At 53.6% G+C, this 13,433-nt stretch carries 17 protein-coding genes; 1 reads left to right on the top strand and 16 read right to left on the bottom strand.

Annotated elements, in window-relative coordinates:
- Window positions 1-17: 17 nt before the first annotated feature.
- The 12 genes from rplP to QPJ95_RS10215 form a co-directional block, all read right to left on the bottom strand.
- Window positions 18-431, bottom strand: a complete 414-nt coding sequence (gene rplP / locus QPJ95_RS10270) for a 50S ribosomal protein L16 (RefSeq protein WP_270920008.1) — start codon at window positions 429-431, stop codon at window positions 18-20.
- A 14-nt stretch (window positions 432-445) separates the two neighbouring features.
- Window positions 446-1,153 (bottom strand): 30S ribosomal protein S3, encoded by a 708-nt coding sequence (gene rpsC / locus QPJ95_RS10265; protein ID WP_270920007.1) that lies wholly within the window; start codon window positions 1,151-1,153, stop codon window positions 446-448.
- Complete coding sequence (rplV, locus tag QPJ95_RS10260) at window positions 1,153-1,533, bottom strand: 50S ribosomal protein L22 (protein WP_127747105.1); 381 nt, start codon at window positions 1,531-1,533, stop codon at window positions 1,153-1,155. Before rplV ends, rpsC begins: the two co-directional genes overlap by 1 nt.
- A gap of 3 nt (window positions 1,534-1,536) precedes the next feature.
- On the bottom strand, window positions 1,537-1,815 hold the full coding sequence (gene rpsS, locus QPJ95_RS10255) for a 30S ribosomal protein S19 (protein ID WP_270920006.1): 279 nt from the start codon (window positions 1,813-1,815) through the stop codon (window positions 1,537-1,539).
- 3 nt (window positions 1,816-1,818) lie between these two features.
- Window positions 1,819-2,661 carry a 50S ribosomal protein L2 gene (gene rplB / locus QPJ95_RS10250; protein ID WP_270920005.1) on the bottom strand — a complete coding sequence of 281 codons (843 nt, stop codon included), beginning with the start codon at window positions 2,659-2,661 and terminating at the stop codon, window positions 1,819-1,821.
- A gap of 246 nt (window positions 2,662-2,907) precedes the next feature.
- Window positions 2,908-3,960, bottom strand: a complete 1,053-nt coding sequence (locus QPJ95_RS10245; protein WP_270920004.1) for a hypothetical protein — start codon at window positions 3,958-3,960, stop codon at window positions 2,908-2,910.
- Window positions 3,961-3,972: 12 nt separating this feature from the next.
- Window positions 3,973-4,509: an ImmA/IrrE family metallo-endopeptidase gene (locus tag QPJ95_RS10240; RefSeq protein ID WP_270920003.1), complete on the bottom strand. Its 537-nt coding sequence runs from the start codon at window positions 4,507-4,509 to the stop codon at window positions 3,973-3,975.
- 203 nt (window positions 4,510-4,712) lie between these two features.
- A complete protein-coding gene (locus tag QPJ95_RS10235; protein WP_270920002.1) occupies window positions 4,713-5,009 on the bottom strand; it encodes a 50S ribosomal protein L23 in 297 nt (98 codons plus the stop codon).
- A complete protein-coding gene (rplD, locus tag QPJ95_RS10230) occupies window positions 5,006-5,623 on the bottom strand; it encodes a 50S ribosomal protein L4 (RefSeq protein WP_270920001.1) in 618 nt (205 codons plus the stop codon). Before rplD ends, QPJ95_RS10235 begins: the two co-directional genes overlap by 4 nt.
- Window positions 5,620-6,345: a 50S ribosomal protein L3 gene (gene rplC, locus QPJ95_RS10225; protein ID WP_270920000.1), complete on the bottom strand. Its 726-nt coding sequence runs from the start codon at window positions 6,343-6,345 to the stop codon at window positions 5,620-5,622. Before rplC ends, rplD begins: the two co-directional genes overlap by 4 nt.
- 18 nt (window positions 6,346-6,363) lie before the next feature.
- Entirely contained in the window at window positions 6,364-6,678 is a 315-nt protein-coding gene (gene rpsJ / locus QPJ95_RS10220; protein WP_270919999.1) for a 30S ribosomal protein S10, read from the bottom strand.
- A gap of 195 nt (window positions 6,679-6,873) precedes the next feature.
- On the bottom strand, window positions 6,874-7,704 hold the full coding sequence (locus QPJ95_RS10215) for a capsular polysaccharide synthesis protein (RefSeq protein ID WP_270919998.1): 831 nt from the start codon (window positions 7,702-7,704) through the stop codon (window positions 6,874-6,876).
- Window positions 7,705-7,857: 153 nt separating this feature from the next.
- Here QPJ95_RS10215 and QPJ95_RS10210 point away from each other — a divergent pair, with 153 nt between their 5' ends.
- Entirely contained in the window at window positions 7,858-8,646 is a 789-nt protein-coding gene (locus QPJ95_RS10210) for a sulfotransferase family 2 domain-containing protein (protein WP_270919997.1), read from the top strand.
- 275 nt (window positions 8,647-8,921) lie between these two features.
- Here QPJ95_RS10210 and tuf read toward each other — a convergent pair whose 3' ends face one another.
- From tuf to rpsL, 4 genes are all read right to left on the bottom strand, one after another.
- Window positions 8,922-10,097 (bottom strand): elongation factor Tu, encoded by a 1,176-nt coding sequence (tuf, locus tag QPJ95_RS10205; protein WP_286018247.1) that lies wholly within the window; start codon window positions 10,095-10,097, stop codon window positions 8,922-8,924.
- 63 nt (window positions 10,098-10,160) lie between these two features.
- Window positions 10,161-12,278 carry an elongation factor G gene (gene fusA, locus QPJ95_RS10200; RefSeq protein WP_270920931.1) on the bottom strand — a complete coding sequence of 706 codons (2,118 nt, stop codon included), beginning with the start codon at window positions 12,276-12,278 and terminating at the stop codon, window positions 10,161-10,163.
- 25 nt (window positions 12,279-12,303) lie between these two features.
- The gene (gene rpsG / locus QPJ95_RS10195; RefSeq protein ID WP_270920932.1) at window positions 12,304-12,774 is read right to left on the bottom strand and encodes a 30S ribosomal protein S7; all 471 of its coding nucleotides are present in this window, start codon (window positions 12,772-12,774) and stop codon (window positions 12,304-12,306) included.
- A gap of 12 nt (window positions 12,775-12,786) precedes the next feature.
- The gene (gene rpsL / locus QPJ95_RS10190) at window positions 12,787-13,158 is read right to left on the bottom strand and encodes a 30S ribosomal protein S12 (RefSeq protein ID WP_127750150.1); all 372 of its coding nucleotides are present in this window, start codon (window positions 13,156-13,158) and stop codon (window positions 12,787-12,789) included.
- Window positions 13,159-13,433: the final 275 nt, after the last annotated feature.

Genomic DNA, 13,433 nt, shown 5'->3' with positions numbered 1-13,433 from the left:
AGAAAAAGGAACTTAATTTACCAGTCTTCGCGAAGCACGATGCGTGTCTTGATCGGCAGCTTCATCGCAGCCAGGCGCAGGGCCTCGCGGGCGACGTCATCATCGACGCCGTCGATCTCGAACAATACACGGCCAGGCTTGACCTTGGCTGCCCAGAAATCCACCGAACCTTTACCTTTACCCATACGGACTTCGGTAGGCTTGGACGTAACCGGAGTATCCGGGAAGATCCGGATCCAGACACGGCCCTGGCGCTTCATGTGGCGAGTCATCGCGCGGCGAGCCGCTTCGATTTGACGCGCAGTCACACGCTCAGGCTGGAGTGCTTTCAGTCCGTAAGTGCCAAAATTCAGATCAGAGCCGCCTTTGGCGTCTCCCTTGATCCGGCCTTTGTGCATCTTGCGGAATTTAGTACGCTTTGGTTGAAGCATTTGTCATGTCCCCCTTAGCGACGACCGCCTGCACCGCGAGGTGCTGGGCCGTCCTGGAGTTCCTGTGCTTTACGGTCACGTGCCTGCGGGTCGTGCTCCATGATTTCACCTTTGAAGATCCAAGTCTTGATCCCGATGATACCATAAGCAGTCATTGCTTCGACATGTGCGTAATCGATGTCCGCACGCAGTGTGTGCAGCGGCACGCGGCCCTCACGGTACCATTCGGTACGCGCGATTTCAGCACCACCCAAACGGCCAGCGAGGTTGATCCGGATACCCAAGGCGCCCATGCGCATTGCGTTCTGGACCGACCGCTTCATGGCGCGACGGAAAGACACCCGGCGCTCCAGCTGCTGTGCGATCGACTCACCGACCAGCGCAGCGTCGAGCTCCGGCTTGCGAACCTCAACGATGTTCAGGTGCAGTTCGCTATCGGTCATCGTGGCAATTTTCTTGCGCAGAGTTTCGATGTCTGCGCCTTTTTTGCCAATGATCACACCAGGACGGGCGGTGTGGATCGTCACCCGGCACTTTTTGTGCGGACGCTCGATGATGATACGCGAGATACCAGCCTGCTTGCACTCGGTCTTGACGAACTCGCGGATTTTGATGTCTTCCAGCAGAAGATTACCAAAATCTTTGGTGTCAGCGTACCAGCGGCTGTCCCAGGTACGGTTGACCTGGAGGCGCATGCCAATTGGATTGACTTTATTACCCATTAGGACTGCTCCTCAACTTGACGCACCAAAATGGTGATCTCAGCAAACGGCTTCAAGATCTTGCCAAAACGACCACGAGCCCGCGGACGTCCGCGCTTCAGGGTCATGTTTTTGCCCACATAGGCCTCGGCGACGATCAGCTCGTCCACGTCCAGGTTGTGGTTGTTCTCAGCATTGGCAATCGCCGACTGAAGACATTTTTTCACGTCCTGAGCAACACGCTTGTTCGAGAAAGTCAGATCGGTCAGTGCGCGATCAACTTTCTTGCCACGGATCAGACCAGCGACCAGGTTCAATTTCTGGGGGCTGGTACGAAGCATGCGCAGTTTTGCCATTGCTTCGTTGTCTGCCACGCGGCGGGGGTTTTTTTCCTTACCCATGACTTATTTCCGCTTCGCTTTTTTGTCAGCAGCGTGACCGTGATAGGTGCGAGTTGGCGAATATTCACCAAACTTTTGACCAATCATGTCTTCCGAGACGTTGACTGTGATATGCTTGCGACCGTTGTAAACACCAAAGGTCAGACCCACGAACTGGGGCAGAATGGTGGAACGGCGCGACCAGATCTTGATCACTTCTTTGCGGCCCGATTCACGAGCAGCTTCGGCCTTTTTGAGAACATAAGCGTCTACAAAAGGGCCTTTCCATACAGAGCGAGACATGAATTAACGTCCCTTCTTCTTGGCGTGACGCGAGCGGATGATCAGCTTGCTTGACGCTTTGTTCTTGTTACGGGTCCGAGCACCTTTGGTAGGCTTACCCCAAGGGGTAACTGGGTGACGACCACCCGATGTCCGGCCTTCACCACCACCGTGTGGGTGGTCGACCGGGTTCATAACCACACCACGCACAGAGGGACGAACGCCCTTGTGACGCATACGGCCAGCTTTACCAAAGTTCTGGTTCGAGTTGTCGGGGTTCGACACCGCACCAACTGTTGCCAGACATTCCTGACGCACCAGACGCAGTTCGCCCGAGGACAAACGGATCTGAGCGTAGCCACCGTCACGACCAACGAACTGAGCATATGTACCAGCTGCACGGGCGATCTGGCCGCCTTTGCCTGGCTTCATTTCGATGTTGTGAATGATGGTACCGATTGGCATGCCCGAGAATGGCATTGTGTTGCCCGGCTTGATGTCGGCCTTAGCAGAGGCGATAACCTTATCACCAACAGCAAGACGCTGTGGAGCAAGGATATAGTTCTGTTCGCCATCTTCATATTTGATCAGCGCGATGAATGCGGTCCGGTTCGGGTCATATTCGATCCGCTCGACGGTCGCCGCAACATCAAATTTGTTACGCTTAAAGTCAACGATCCGGTAGAGGCGCTTTGCCCCGCCACCACGGCGGCGCGAGGTAATCCGTCCGGTGTTGTTCCGGCCGCCTGTTTTGGATAAACCCTCAGTGAGAGATTTAACCGGGCGACCTTTCCAAAGCTCCGAACGGTCGATCAGAACCAGCCCACGCTGGCCCGGCGTCGTCGGTTTATACGACTTGAGTGCCATGCTTTCTGTCTTCCGTTTAGCAGCGCCCAGGCACCGAGTTTACCCGGCATCCTGGACTATGTTCAGCCCCCTGCTCGTGAAGTTCCATCAGAAACCCAACTACTGAGGTGGCCATCGATATAAGGCCCCGAAGGTCCCCATCCAAAAATCACCAGCCCCGGAACGAATCCGAGGCTGTATGATTGGTGCGGCGTAACAGGGAATGAGGAGGGTGTCGAGAGCCTCTTTTTCAGTTGGATCGTTAACTCAGTGGTCATTAACAATGCCACCGACCGCCTCCTCCACTGAAGGGATTATAGAGTCCAAGTCAGGGTTTCCATCTTCATTGAAGGAAGCGTCATCACCTTTGCTCTTCTTTCTTTCAGCTTCCCATTCTTTAACATAGCTCTGGTAGTGCTCAGGAGGAACCTGGTCCTCGACACCATGCGTCAGCTTGAGGACTGGTTTCTCAATTTTGTTTAATTTTATATACTTGTCCAAGTAGTCTTTGAGCTCGACACAATCAGCTACAACACTTGGCCTTTGCAGAAGCTTCGCCTCTAGGCGGTGAAGTTCACGCTCCTCTTCATCTCGAATGGTATCAATCGAAATGATTGGATAAGGCCTTCCATTCACCACCCCCTTGAAGGACTGGGTCTCGTGAAATCTAAAATCCGCGTCAAACTTGGTAGCATCAGGATTGGTTTTTGCCTTCGTCAGCAGAAACGCAAGTGCTGGTGAGATAGTGAAAGTGTTCACCGTCGAGTTTCTCGAAATCCGAAATCCGCCATCGATTCCCTTGCCTAGAAAATCAAATTTCTTGGGCTCTTCATCAACGATGCTTTCAAATTCTTCAGTTGATAGCTCATTCCCCCCCGACATCGGGTCAGCATCCCCGCCGTCACCGATCCCAATACTACAATTTGGACTAGGAAATGCCGCGATCCAGCCATTACCCTTTGTGTTCAACCCATCATAAGCTTGAACCAGTTCACCAAACTTATGAAGACTCTTGGAAAATGCCGTGACGTACGCACCTAGATGGGTAATACTGAGCACCCGATTGACGAACAAAATTTCATCACCAATCGTTTTCCAGATTTTGGGGGGTGCACTACGCTCATTTCCCCCAATACCTTCGATCGAAGAGCACACTTCATCAAATTCAGACGAGTAGAGCCGCGGAAACTCCCCGTAAAAATGCTGGAAGGCCTTCAACCACTCAAAACTGGTATTCTTTGACTTGAATGCAGTGGATCCTGTAAGATCGACGGACAAAAAAAGCCTTACCCGGTAATTGGGTGCATGAAGTTCTGTCATTTACGAGCCTGATTAAGAAATGTTTAGATTTTCTGCACGAATTTTCGCAGCCTGCAGACTTACACCACACCTTTGGGCGGCAGTGTGGACACCACCCTCCGTAAATGCCTCAGCAAATTCATCCGAAGGCATCAAGAATGCAGCCGCGAACCAGTTCGCTTCCCACTCGGCCCTCTGCTGATCCTGATCGCTCTGATCCACATACCTTGTTGCACGCATTACTGCGCCTTCGTCTTGCTTCTTAATCGCTCCGAAATGAAGCAAGAGATGCCCCAGTTCGTGCGCAATTGTAAAACGGTCTCTTTTTAGAGAAGTATGCCTCGAAACAAATATTTCGAACTCATTTACATTTCGAGCTACAATCGATCCGCTCTCTTCGTCACCGTGCCCACTTGATCCAACAACCAGCTTACCACCAATCCTTTGAACCAACTCCTCAATGCTATCGCCGGCCGAAAAGCCAATCTTCAATGCAAGCTCTTCCGCAAATTTTTCAACACCGGCTTTTGAAGCGCCTAATGCCTTGGGAGCGTGGAATTCAATAGTCATACTACCCTCCAAATCCAGATGAAAAACATCTGTGCAAAATGTTTACACGCAAGGTTGGACACAAGCAAGTGGGCTCAACTCCACCTATGCGAGAAATCCACCATACAGTAAACTCAGCGATCAGTATGTAACCTTGATCACACCTGCAACGAAAAAGGCCCCCGCTTTGCAGCGAGGGCCTTTCTCAATTCATCAGGCTAATCTTAGAGTCCGGTGGACACGTCGATTGTGTTGCCCTCTTCGAGGGTCACATAGGCCTTTTTGACGTCTTTACGCTTGCCCAGCCCACCGCGGAACCGTTTCACCTTACCTTTGGTGATCATGGTATTCACGGCTTTAACCTTCACACCAAACAGCGCCTCAACGGCGGCTTTGATGGTTGGTTTATTGCTGTCGATCGCAACTTCAAAAACAACCGCGCCATTTTCGGACGCCATGGTGGCTTTTTCAGTGATGATCGGCTTACGGATTACGTCGTAGTATTCGGCTTTAGTGCTCATTTCAGGCGAGCCTCCAATGCTTCGAGACCCGCTTTGGTGATCACCAGGGTGTCACGCTTGAGGATATCATAGACGTTTGCGCCCATCGACGGCAGGATATCCAGACCTTCGATGTTTTTGGCGGCCTTCAGGAAGCCTGCGTTGACGGTCACGCCATCGATGATCAGAGCGCGTTTCCAGCCCAGGTTTGCAACCTGTTTGGCCAGAGCGGCAGTCTTGCCTTCGGTGTCGGCGTTCTCGATCACAACCAGCTCACCGGCTGCCATTTTGGCGGACAGTGCGTGGCGCAGACCCAGCTTGCGGAACTTCTTGGTCAGATCGTGGCCGTGTGAACGGACAACTGGACCTTTGTAAACACCACCACCGCGGAAGATCGGAGCAGAACGTGCACCGTGACGTGCGCCGCCGGTACCTTTCTGACGATAGATCTTCTTGGTCGAGTAGTTCACTTCCGAGCGGGTCTTTACCTTGTGGGTACCGGCCTGCGCGTTGTTACGCTGCCAGCGAACCACACGGTGCAGAATGTCCGCGCGTGCTTCGAGACCGAACAGGGCTGCATCCAGCTCGATGTCGCCGGCAGTGCTGCCGTCCAGATTGATTACATCAAGTTTCATGCTTCACCACCTTCCGCAGAAACGGATTCTGCTGGAGCTTCGGCAACTGCCGATTTCAGACCTGCTGGGAAAGGCAGACCCTCAGGGGCCTTCTTCTTGACAGAATCTTTGACAGTGACCCAACCACCTTTGGAGCCAGGAACGGCGCCTTTGATGAAGACCAGACCACGGTCGGCGTCAGTTTTGACAACTTCCAGGTTCTGAGTGGTAACACGGGCAGCACCCATGTGACCGGCCATTTTCTTGCCTTTGAAAACCTTACCGGGATCCTGACACTGACCTGTTGAGCCGTGCGAACGGTGCGAGATCGACACACCGTGTGTGGCGCGCAGACCTTTAAAGTTCCAGCGCTTCATAGCACCCTGGAAACCTTTACCAATCGATGTGCCGGACACGTCCACTTTCTGACCTTCCAGATAGTGCTCGGCCGAGATTTCGGCACCGACTTCGATCAGGGCATCAGCGGAAACGCGGAACTCAGCGACTTTGCGCTTGGGTTCAACATTAGCAGCAGCAAAGTGACCACGCATGGCTTGCGACGTGCGTTTCACCTTGGCTTTGCCAGCGCCGAGCTGAACAGCGGTATAGCCGTCCTTCGCGTCAGTACGCTGCGCAACAACCTGCAGGTTTTCCAGTTGAAGAACGGTCACAGGGATCTGCTTGCCGTCTTCCATGAACAGCCGGGTCATGCCGACTTTTTTAGCGATAATACCAGAGCGCATATGTTTTACCCTCCGATCTTAGGACTGAAGCTTGATTTCGACGTCCACACCAGCGGCGAGGTCGAGCTTCATCAGCGCGTCCACGGTCTGGGGGGTCGGATCAATGATGTCGAGCAGACGCTTGTGAGTACGGATCTCAAACTGGTCGCGGGACTTTTTGTCAACGTGAGGTCCACGCAGAACGGTGAACTTCTCGATTTTGTTCGGCAGCGGGATCGGGCCACGGACTGAGGCGCCGGTCCGCTTGGCAGTATTGACGATCTCTTGTGTGCTGGCATCCAGTACACGATAGTCAAATGCCTTGAGCCGAATACGGATATTTTGGCTTTGCATTATCTATAGCCTTTCGAGGCTAAGGAGTTGATAGGACGACCAGTGGCTCATTCCGCCGGCCCTCTTCAAACCCAAACGGCAGGAGAGAATCCTGCCGACGGGTTATTCACATGAAGCGAACTTGCGCGCTATACGCCTGTTGGCGGCATGTGGCAAGGGGGAAGATCTAAAGCATCCGGCTTTCAGTTTTGCTCATCACCTTTTCAACAAGTCGAGATCATAGTGCACTCGCCAGTTTAACTTTTGCACGGTTGATACATGCATCCGCTTTTGAATACTTTTTCTATGCCGAGAAAAGAGCAACTGCTGAACCGGTTGCGTATCAAATGGCAATTTGGAAAAGTTCTTTTGCCAGCGCCGTTCGAAACGCTGAACTGCATGTGCGGCTGTTGCATCCATATGAGGAGCCTCAAACCACAGTGCAGCAAGATCTTCGTCGGATTTGACCAGATATCCGAACAGATAGTGAAACCAGAAATACGGGTATTGCGAGCAGCCTTCATCGCGTCCCAAGCACATGAACCCGAAGGGGTCCCCGTTTCTGGTTTCGGCCTCAACCTCGGCACTGACCGGCGAAAGGTTCTGGTGCCAAAACTTCACCGTCTCTCTGTTCCAGGCCTGGACGATTGCACTGTTCTTTTTGGCAGCGAGAAACCACGAAGCCAAGGGACGGCGTTTATCGTCCCTGTAGGAAAATGCAAAAAAATCCGTCTTTTCCATGATCGGTTCCAGCCAGTCAGCCAGCCGCCGAACCGGAAAAACCGTCGCATCCGTCCAGATTCCTCCGTGCTGGGACAATAGCGTGATCCGAAAAATATCGGACACAGCCTGGGGCGTGATGTTGTCTGGCAATACAATCTGAGTAGCGCCAAGAACCTGCTTAACACTGTCGCGGTCATGCACGATCACCTTATAGTCCGGGTTCAGGCCGCGCAGTCGAGAAAAGTTGAGCTGGACCAACGCCGGCGCGCTGTCTTCGCCCTGTAACCACAGCGTGTGTATGGTCCTGTCGCAATAGTCGAACATTTCAATATTACCTGTATGGATCGCCGCATTGACAAGCCGGGCGATAGCCGGTTGACCACTTATGTCAAGCGGAAACTCCTAGACAATCACGATGCAAAATTATAGTCCACTGACAATTTCCGGCGCATCTGGGCATATTGAGAAAGGGTAACAATGCCAATAAAAATATACAGTGACAAACCTGGTGTTGGCTACATCCATATCCCAAAATGCGGGGGCACGTCTCTCGCATATTCGCTTGGCATTGCCGATCGATATCCAGAAATCGGTATCGCACCAACGGCGACGGTCATCGACAAGCAACAGCTTTTCGGAGGCGGGCTGCAACATCTGACATTTCGCGAGATTGAACAAAAATATGGCCCGACTTGGGACAAGGCCGGCCTGACATTTGCAATCCTGCGGCATCCGCTTGATCGCCTAATCTCTCATCTTTTCTGGAAAGTAAGCCGGTTCAAGGATTTCGAAGGCACCGAAGAAGATCTGCATGCCATGCTGGAGCAAATCATCGTTGAGACAGAAAAACTGAGCCGGAGCTGTGCGGCATTTTCTAACCCGTTCAAGGGTTTTGCCTACAGCTGGTTCCGCGACCGAAGTCTCAAGCCGAGCGTCAGCGGCGCAAAAAGGCATCTGTTCCCCCAAACGGCATTTATTTTCTCCAACGCTCGCCTAGGTGTTCAGCGGTGCTATGCCTTCGAACATCTGGCGGATCTTGAAAGCGACCTCAGGGACCTCGGGTTTATGGATGGTCCACTGTCGCACCGCATGAAGCGAACCTCGCATCAAGATTACTCGAGCAGGGTGCCCGAAGCTCTGAAATTGCGGGTGAAAAAGCTATATGCAGCGGATTATCAGGTTTATGGCGCCATCCAAAAAGCGACCTCACAGGCTGATCGCGGATATGCAAAAGCCTCGGAGATCGCGGATTTGATCGCGCCCTAACCGCCCCCCACAAAAAGCCAGCGCCAGTGTGCGCCGAAGTCTCAAATAAGGGCCGCCCTTTGTTAATCTTGGCCAGTTGTGCGTGCGAGCACGCACCCTACAGCAAATGACCCGGCGATCTTCGACACTGGGTAGATGCGCATCTAAAAATCATCAACGGCAAACAAAAAGGCCGCTCAACTGAGCGGCCTTTCTATTATCTCACATCAGGGGCTCTCGGGCCATCCGCGCCGGAACGCCGATGGCCTGTCGCCACCCTCACAGCACCGCTGTGATTACTCGATGATTTTGGACACAACACCAGCGCCGACGGTACGGCCGCCTTCGCGGATGGCGAAGCGCAGGCCGGTTTCCATGGCGATGGGGGCGATCAGCTCAACGTTGAACTTCAGGTTGTCGCCTGGCATTACCATTTCTGTGCCCTCGGGCAGAACAACGGTACCAGTAACGTCTGTAGTCCGGAAGTAGAACTGAGGACGGTAGTTGGCGAAGAACGGGGTGTGACGACCGCCTTCTTCCTTGTTCAGGATATAGGCCTCAGCTTCGAACTTGGTGTGTGGCAGAACCGACTTAGGCTTACACAGAACCTGACCGCGCTCAACGCCGTCCCGGTCAACACCGCGCAGCAATACGCCAACATTGTCGCCAGCCTCACCACGGTCCAGCAGCTTGCGGAACATTTCAACACCGGTACAGGTGGTTTTCTTGTTGTCGCGGATGCCAACGATTTCAATTTCGTCGCCAACGTTGATGACGCCACGCTCGATACGGCCAGTCACAACAGTGCCACGACCGGAGATCGAGAACACGTCTTCCACCGGCATCAGGAACGGCTGGTCGATGGCGCGCTCAGGAGTCGGGATGTATTCGTCAACCGCAGCCATCAGCTTGCGGATCGAATCTTCGCCGATTTCATTGTCGCGACCTTCCATGGCGGCCAGAGCCGAACCAGGGATTACCGGGATGTCGTCGCCAGGGTACTCATAGGAAGACAGCAGCTCGCGGATTTCCATTTCCACCAGTTCCAGCAGTTCTTCGTCGTCGACCTGATCGACCTTGTTCATGTAGACAACCATGTAGGGAATGCCAACCTGGCGACCCAGCAGGATGTGCTCACGAGTCTGTGGCATCGGGCCGTCAGCCGCGTTCACCACCAGGATGGCGCCATCCATCTGAGCCGCACCGGTGATCATGTTCTTGACGTAGTCGGCGTGGCCGGGGCAGTCAACGTGAGCATAGTGACGGGCGTCGGTTTCATACTCGACGTGGGCGGTCGAGATGGTGATGCCACGGGCTTTTTCTTCCGGTGCGCCGTCGATCTCGTCATAGGCTCTGAAGTCACCAAAATATTTGGTGATCGCTGCGGTCAGCGTGGTTTTGCCGTGGTCAACGTGGCCGATGGTGCCGATGTTGACGTGTGGTTTGTTACGTTCGAACTTTTCCTTAGCCATGATGGCCTCCTATTTGTTTGAGGCGGGCGCGCGCCGATCGCGCACCCGCTAAATATCTGATGCTTAAGCGAATTTCGCCTGGATCTCTTCCGAGATCGCATTCGGAACCGGATCATAGTGATCAAACTGCATCGAGAAGTTGGCGCGGCCTGAGCTCATCGAACGCAGCGTGTTGATGTAGCCGAACATGTTGGCCAGCGGCACAAAACAATCAATCGCGATTGCATTGCCACGTGCCTCTTGACCGGTCACCTGACCACGACGCGACGTCAGATCGCCGATGATACCGCCGGTATAGTCTTCCGGGGTGATCACTTCGACTTTCATGATCGGTTCCAACATCTTGGCGCCAGCCAGACGCATGCCTTCACGCATGCACATACGGCCTGCGATTTCAAAGGCCAGAATGCTGGAGTCAACATCGTGGAACTTACCGTCGAGCAACATCACTTTGAAGTCGATCACAGGGAAGCCAGCCAGAGGGCCGCTATCCATGACGGACTTGATGCCTTTTTCAACACCAGGGATGTATTCCTTGGGCACCGAACCACCAACAATCTTGGATTCGAACGAAAATCCTTCGCCCGGCTCCGTCGGTGTGATCAGCATCTTAACTTCGGCGTACTGACCCGAACCACCCGACTGTTTCTTGTGGGTGTAGGTGTGCTCGACTTCGTGACCAATGGTCTCGCGGTAAGCAACCTGAGGCGCACCAATGTTGGCATCAACACCAAATTCACGACGCAGACGGTCCACCAGGATATCCAGGTGAAGTTCGCCCATGCCCTTCATGATGGTCTGACCCGATTCAAAATCGGTTTCAACACGGAAGGAAGGATCTTCTGCTGACAGACGCTGAAGGCCCATCGACATCTTTTCCTGGTCGCCCTTGGTCTTGGGTTCAACGGCAATCTCGATCACAGGATCGGGGAAGTTCATTGTTTCCAGGATAACCGGAGCGTTGATCGCGCAAAGAGTGTCACCAGTTGTGGTGTCTTTCAGTCCGCCCAGAGCGATAATGTCACCGGCGAATGCTTCGCTGATTTCATCACGGTCGTTGGAGTGCATGATCATCATGCGGCCAACGCGCTCTTTTTTGCCTTTGGTCGAGTTCAGGAACGAGTCGCCCTTTTCCAATTTACCGGAGTAAATACGGGTAAAGGTCAGCGAGCCCACAAAGGGGTCATTCCAGATCTTGAACGCCAGACCAGAAAACGGCATGTCGTCGTCTGCACGACGTGCAATGTTACGCACTTCGTCTTCATCACCGGGCAGGAAGCCCATGTAATCAACAACGTCCATCGGGCTTGGCAGATAGTCGATCACAGCGTTCAACAGAGGCTGAACACCTTTGTTTTTGAACGCAGAACCACACAGAACCGGCACGAATGACATGGCCAGCGTACCCTTGCGGATCAGCGAGCGCAGTACCTCAACCGATGGCTCTTCACCGTCGAGATAGGCCTCCATGGCGTCGTCGTCCATTTCGACGGCCAATTCGATCATATCTGCACGCATCAGTTCGCACTGATCCTTGAGAGATTCGCGAATATCGCGCAGCTCCCAGGACGCGCCCAGATCTTCGCCTTCCCAGACCCATTCTTGCATGGTGACCAGGTCAACCAAGCCTTCAAGTTCTGTCTCAGCGCCGATCGGGCACTGAATTGGCATCGGCCGGGCACCGGTGCGGTCGGCGATCATTTCAACGCAATTGTTGAAATCGGCGCCGATCTTGTCCATCTTGTTGACGAACACGATACGCGGAACCTTGTAGCGGTCAGCCTGACGCCACACGGTTTCGGTCTGAGGTTCGACACCAGCGTTGGCGTCGAGCAGTGCAACAGCACCATCGAGAACCGCCAGCGAACGTTCAACTTCAATCGTGAAGTCAACGTGGCCGGGGGTGTCGATGATGTTCATCCGGTGCTTTTCAGAATCCGGGGTATCACCGTCTTCAGTGCGCTCCCAGAAAGTGGTGGTCGCAGCCGAAGTGATGGTGATGCCACGTTCCTGCTCCTGCTCCATGTGATCCATGGTCGCAGCGCCGTCGTGAACTTCGCCGATGTTGTGCGACTTACCGGTGTAAAACAGGATGCGCTCGGAACAGGTAGTTTTACCTGCATCGATATGCGCCATGATCCCGAAGTTACGGTAGCGGTCGAGGGGATATTCGCGAGCCATTGTTCTCGTCCTAATCCTTTAGAGGTTACCAGCGATAATGGCTGAACGCTTTGTTTGCGTCGGCCATCTTATGGGTGTCTTCGCGCTTTTTAACGGCGGAACCACGGGACTGGACAGCGTCCATAAGCTCGCCTGCAAGGCGCTCTTCCATGGTGTTCTCGTTGCGAGCGCGCGAGGCGTTGATCAACCAACGAATGGCCAGGGCTTCGCGACGCTCGGGGCGCACTTCGACCGGAACCTGATAGGTTGCACCACCCACACGGCGCGAACGAACTTCGACCGAAGGTTTGATGTTGTCGAGGGCTTCGTGGAAGACTTCGACGGGCGAACGTTTGATCTTGCTCTCAACGCGATCCATTGCGTTGTAGACGATCCGCTCTGCGATCGACTTCTTACCGTCGATCATCAGATTGTTCATGAATTTGCTCAATACGCGATCGCCAAATTTGGCGTCGGGCAGAATTTCGCGCTTCTCAGCGGCGTGACGACGTGACATCGAATATTCCTCTTACTTAGGACGCTTCGCGCCGTACTTCGAACGACGTTGCTTACGGTCTTTGACGCCCTGGGTATCCAGAACACCGCGAAGGATGTGGTAACGAACGCCGGGAAGATCCTTTACCCGGCCGCCACGGATCAGAACCACGGAGTGTTCCTGAAGGTTGTGGCTTTCGCCCGGGATATAGGAGATCACTTCAAAACCGTTGGTCAGGCGAACCTTGGCAACTTTCCGCATCGCGGAGTTTGGTTTCTTAGGAGTGGTCGTGTACACACGTGTGCAGACGCCGCGCTTTTGCGGACAGCCTTGCATATGCATGGACTTCGATCGTTTTACTTTCGGCTGCCGCGGCTTGCGGATCAGCTGTTGAATCGTTGGCATTCCGGTTCATTCCCCGTTTTGCAACTCATGGTCATGCACGCTGTTGCGTGCGGCTCAATCTTTCACGCTATGATAACACAAGCGCAAAAACCGCAATCGCTCCCATTCCGAGGTGAGCGACGCGGTGGGTTTACAGAGGATCCAAGCGATAGGTGCCTGAATCTTGGTCCACTACAGTTTTGATATCGGCTTATGAGGAGACCTCAAATGCCGGATATCGCGCGTATATGGGGAGTCGCAGATGATGTCAACAGGAGCTAAGGCGCCCACATCCA

The organism is Parasedimentitalea psychrophila, assembly GCF_030285785.1.
Lineage (GTDB): Bacteria > Pseudomonadota > Alphaproteobacteria > Rhodobacterales > Rhodobacteraceae > Parasedimentitalea > Parasedimentitalea psychrophila.
This window is presented reverse-complemented; position numbering and strand designations above follow the sequence as displayed.

Excerpts from the sequence above, each read along its gene's own strand:
- rplP (WP_270920008.1), bottom strand. The coding sequence starts at position 431 with ATGCTTCAACCAAAGCGTACTAAATTCCGCAAGATGCACAAAGGCCGG.
- rpsC (WP_270920007.1), bottom strand. The coding sequence starts at position 1,153 with ATGGGTAATAAAGTCAATCCAATTGGCATGCGCCTCCAGGTCAACCGT.
- rplV (WP_127747105.1), bottom strand. The coding sequence starts at position 1,533 with ATGGGTAAGGAAAAAAACCCCCGCCGCGTGGCAGACAACGAAGCAATG.
- rpsS (WP_270920006.1), bottom strand. The coding sequence starts at position 1,815 with ATGTCTCGCTCTGTATGGAAAGGCCCTTTTGTAGACGCTTATGTTCTC.
- rplB (WP_270920005.1), bottom strand. The coding sequence starts at position 2,661 with ATGGCACTCAAGTCGTATAAACCGACGACGCCGGGCCAGCGTGGGCTG.
- QPJ95_RS10245 (WP_270920004.1), bottom strand. The coding sequence starts at position 3,960 with ATGACAGAACTTCATGCACCCAATTACCGGGTAAGGCTTTTTTTGTCC.
- QPJ95_RS10240 (WP_270920003.1), bottom strand. The coding sequence starts at position 4,509 with ATGACTATTGAATTCCACGCTCCCAAGGCATTAGGCGCTTCAAAAGCC.
- QPJ95_RS10235 (WP_270920002.1), bottom strand. The coding sequence starts at position 5,009 with ATGAGCACTAAAGCCGAATACTACGACGTAATCCGTAAGCCGATCATC.
- rplD (WP_270920001.1), bottom strand. The coding sequence starts at position 5,623 with ATGAAACTTGATGTAATCAATCTGGACGGCAGCACTGCCGGCGACATC.
- rplC (WP_270920000.1), bottom strand. The coding sequence starts at position 6,345 with ATGCGCTCTGGTATTATCGCTAAAAAAGTCGGCATGACCCGGCTGTTC.
- rpsJ (WP_270919999.1), bottom strand. The coding sequence starts at position 6,678 with ATGCAAAGCCAAAATATCCGTATTCGGCTCAAGGCATTTGACTATCGT.
- QPJ95_RS10215 (WP_270919998.1), bottom strand. The coding sequence starts at position 7,704 with ATGTTCGACTATTGCGACAGGACCATACACACGCTGTGGTTACAGGGC.
- QPJ95_RS10210 (WP_270919997.1), top strand. The coding sequence starts at position 7,858 with ATGCCAATAAAAATATACAGTGACAAACCTGGTGTTGGCTACATCCAT.
- tuf (WP_286018247.1), bottom strand. The coding sequence starts at position 10,097 with ATGGCTAAGGAAAAGTTCGAACGTAACAAACCACACGTCAACATCGGC.
- fusA (WP_270920931.1), bottom strand. The coding sequence starts at position 12,278 with ATGGCTCGCGAATATCCCCTCGACCGCTACCGTAACTTCGGGATCATG.
- rpsG (WP_270920932.1), bottom strand. The coding sequence starts at position 12,774 with ATGTCACGTCGTCACGCCGCTGAGAAGCGCGAAATTCTGCCCGACGCC.
- rpsL (WP_127750150.1), bottom strand. The coding sequence starts at position 13,158 with ATGCCAACGATTCAACAGCTGATCCGCAAGCCGCGGCAGCCGAAAGTA.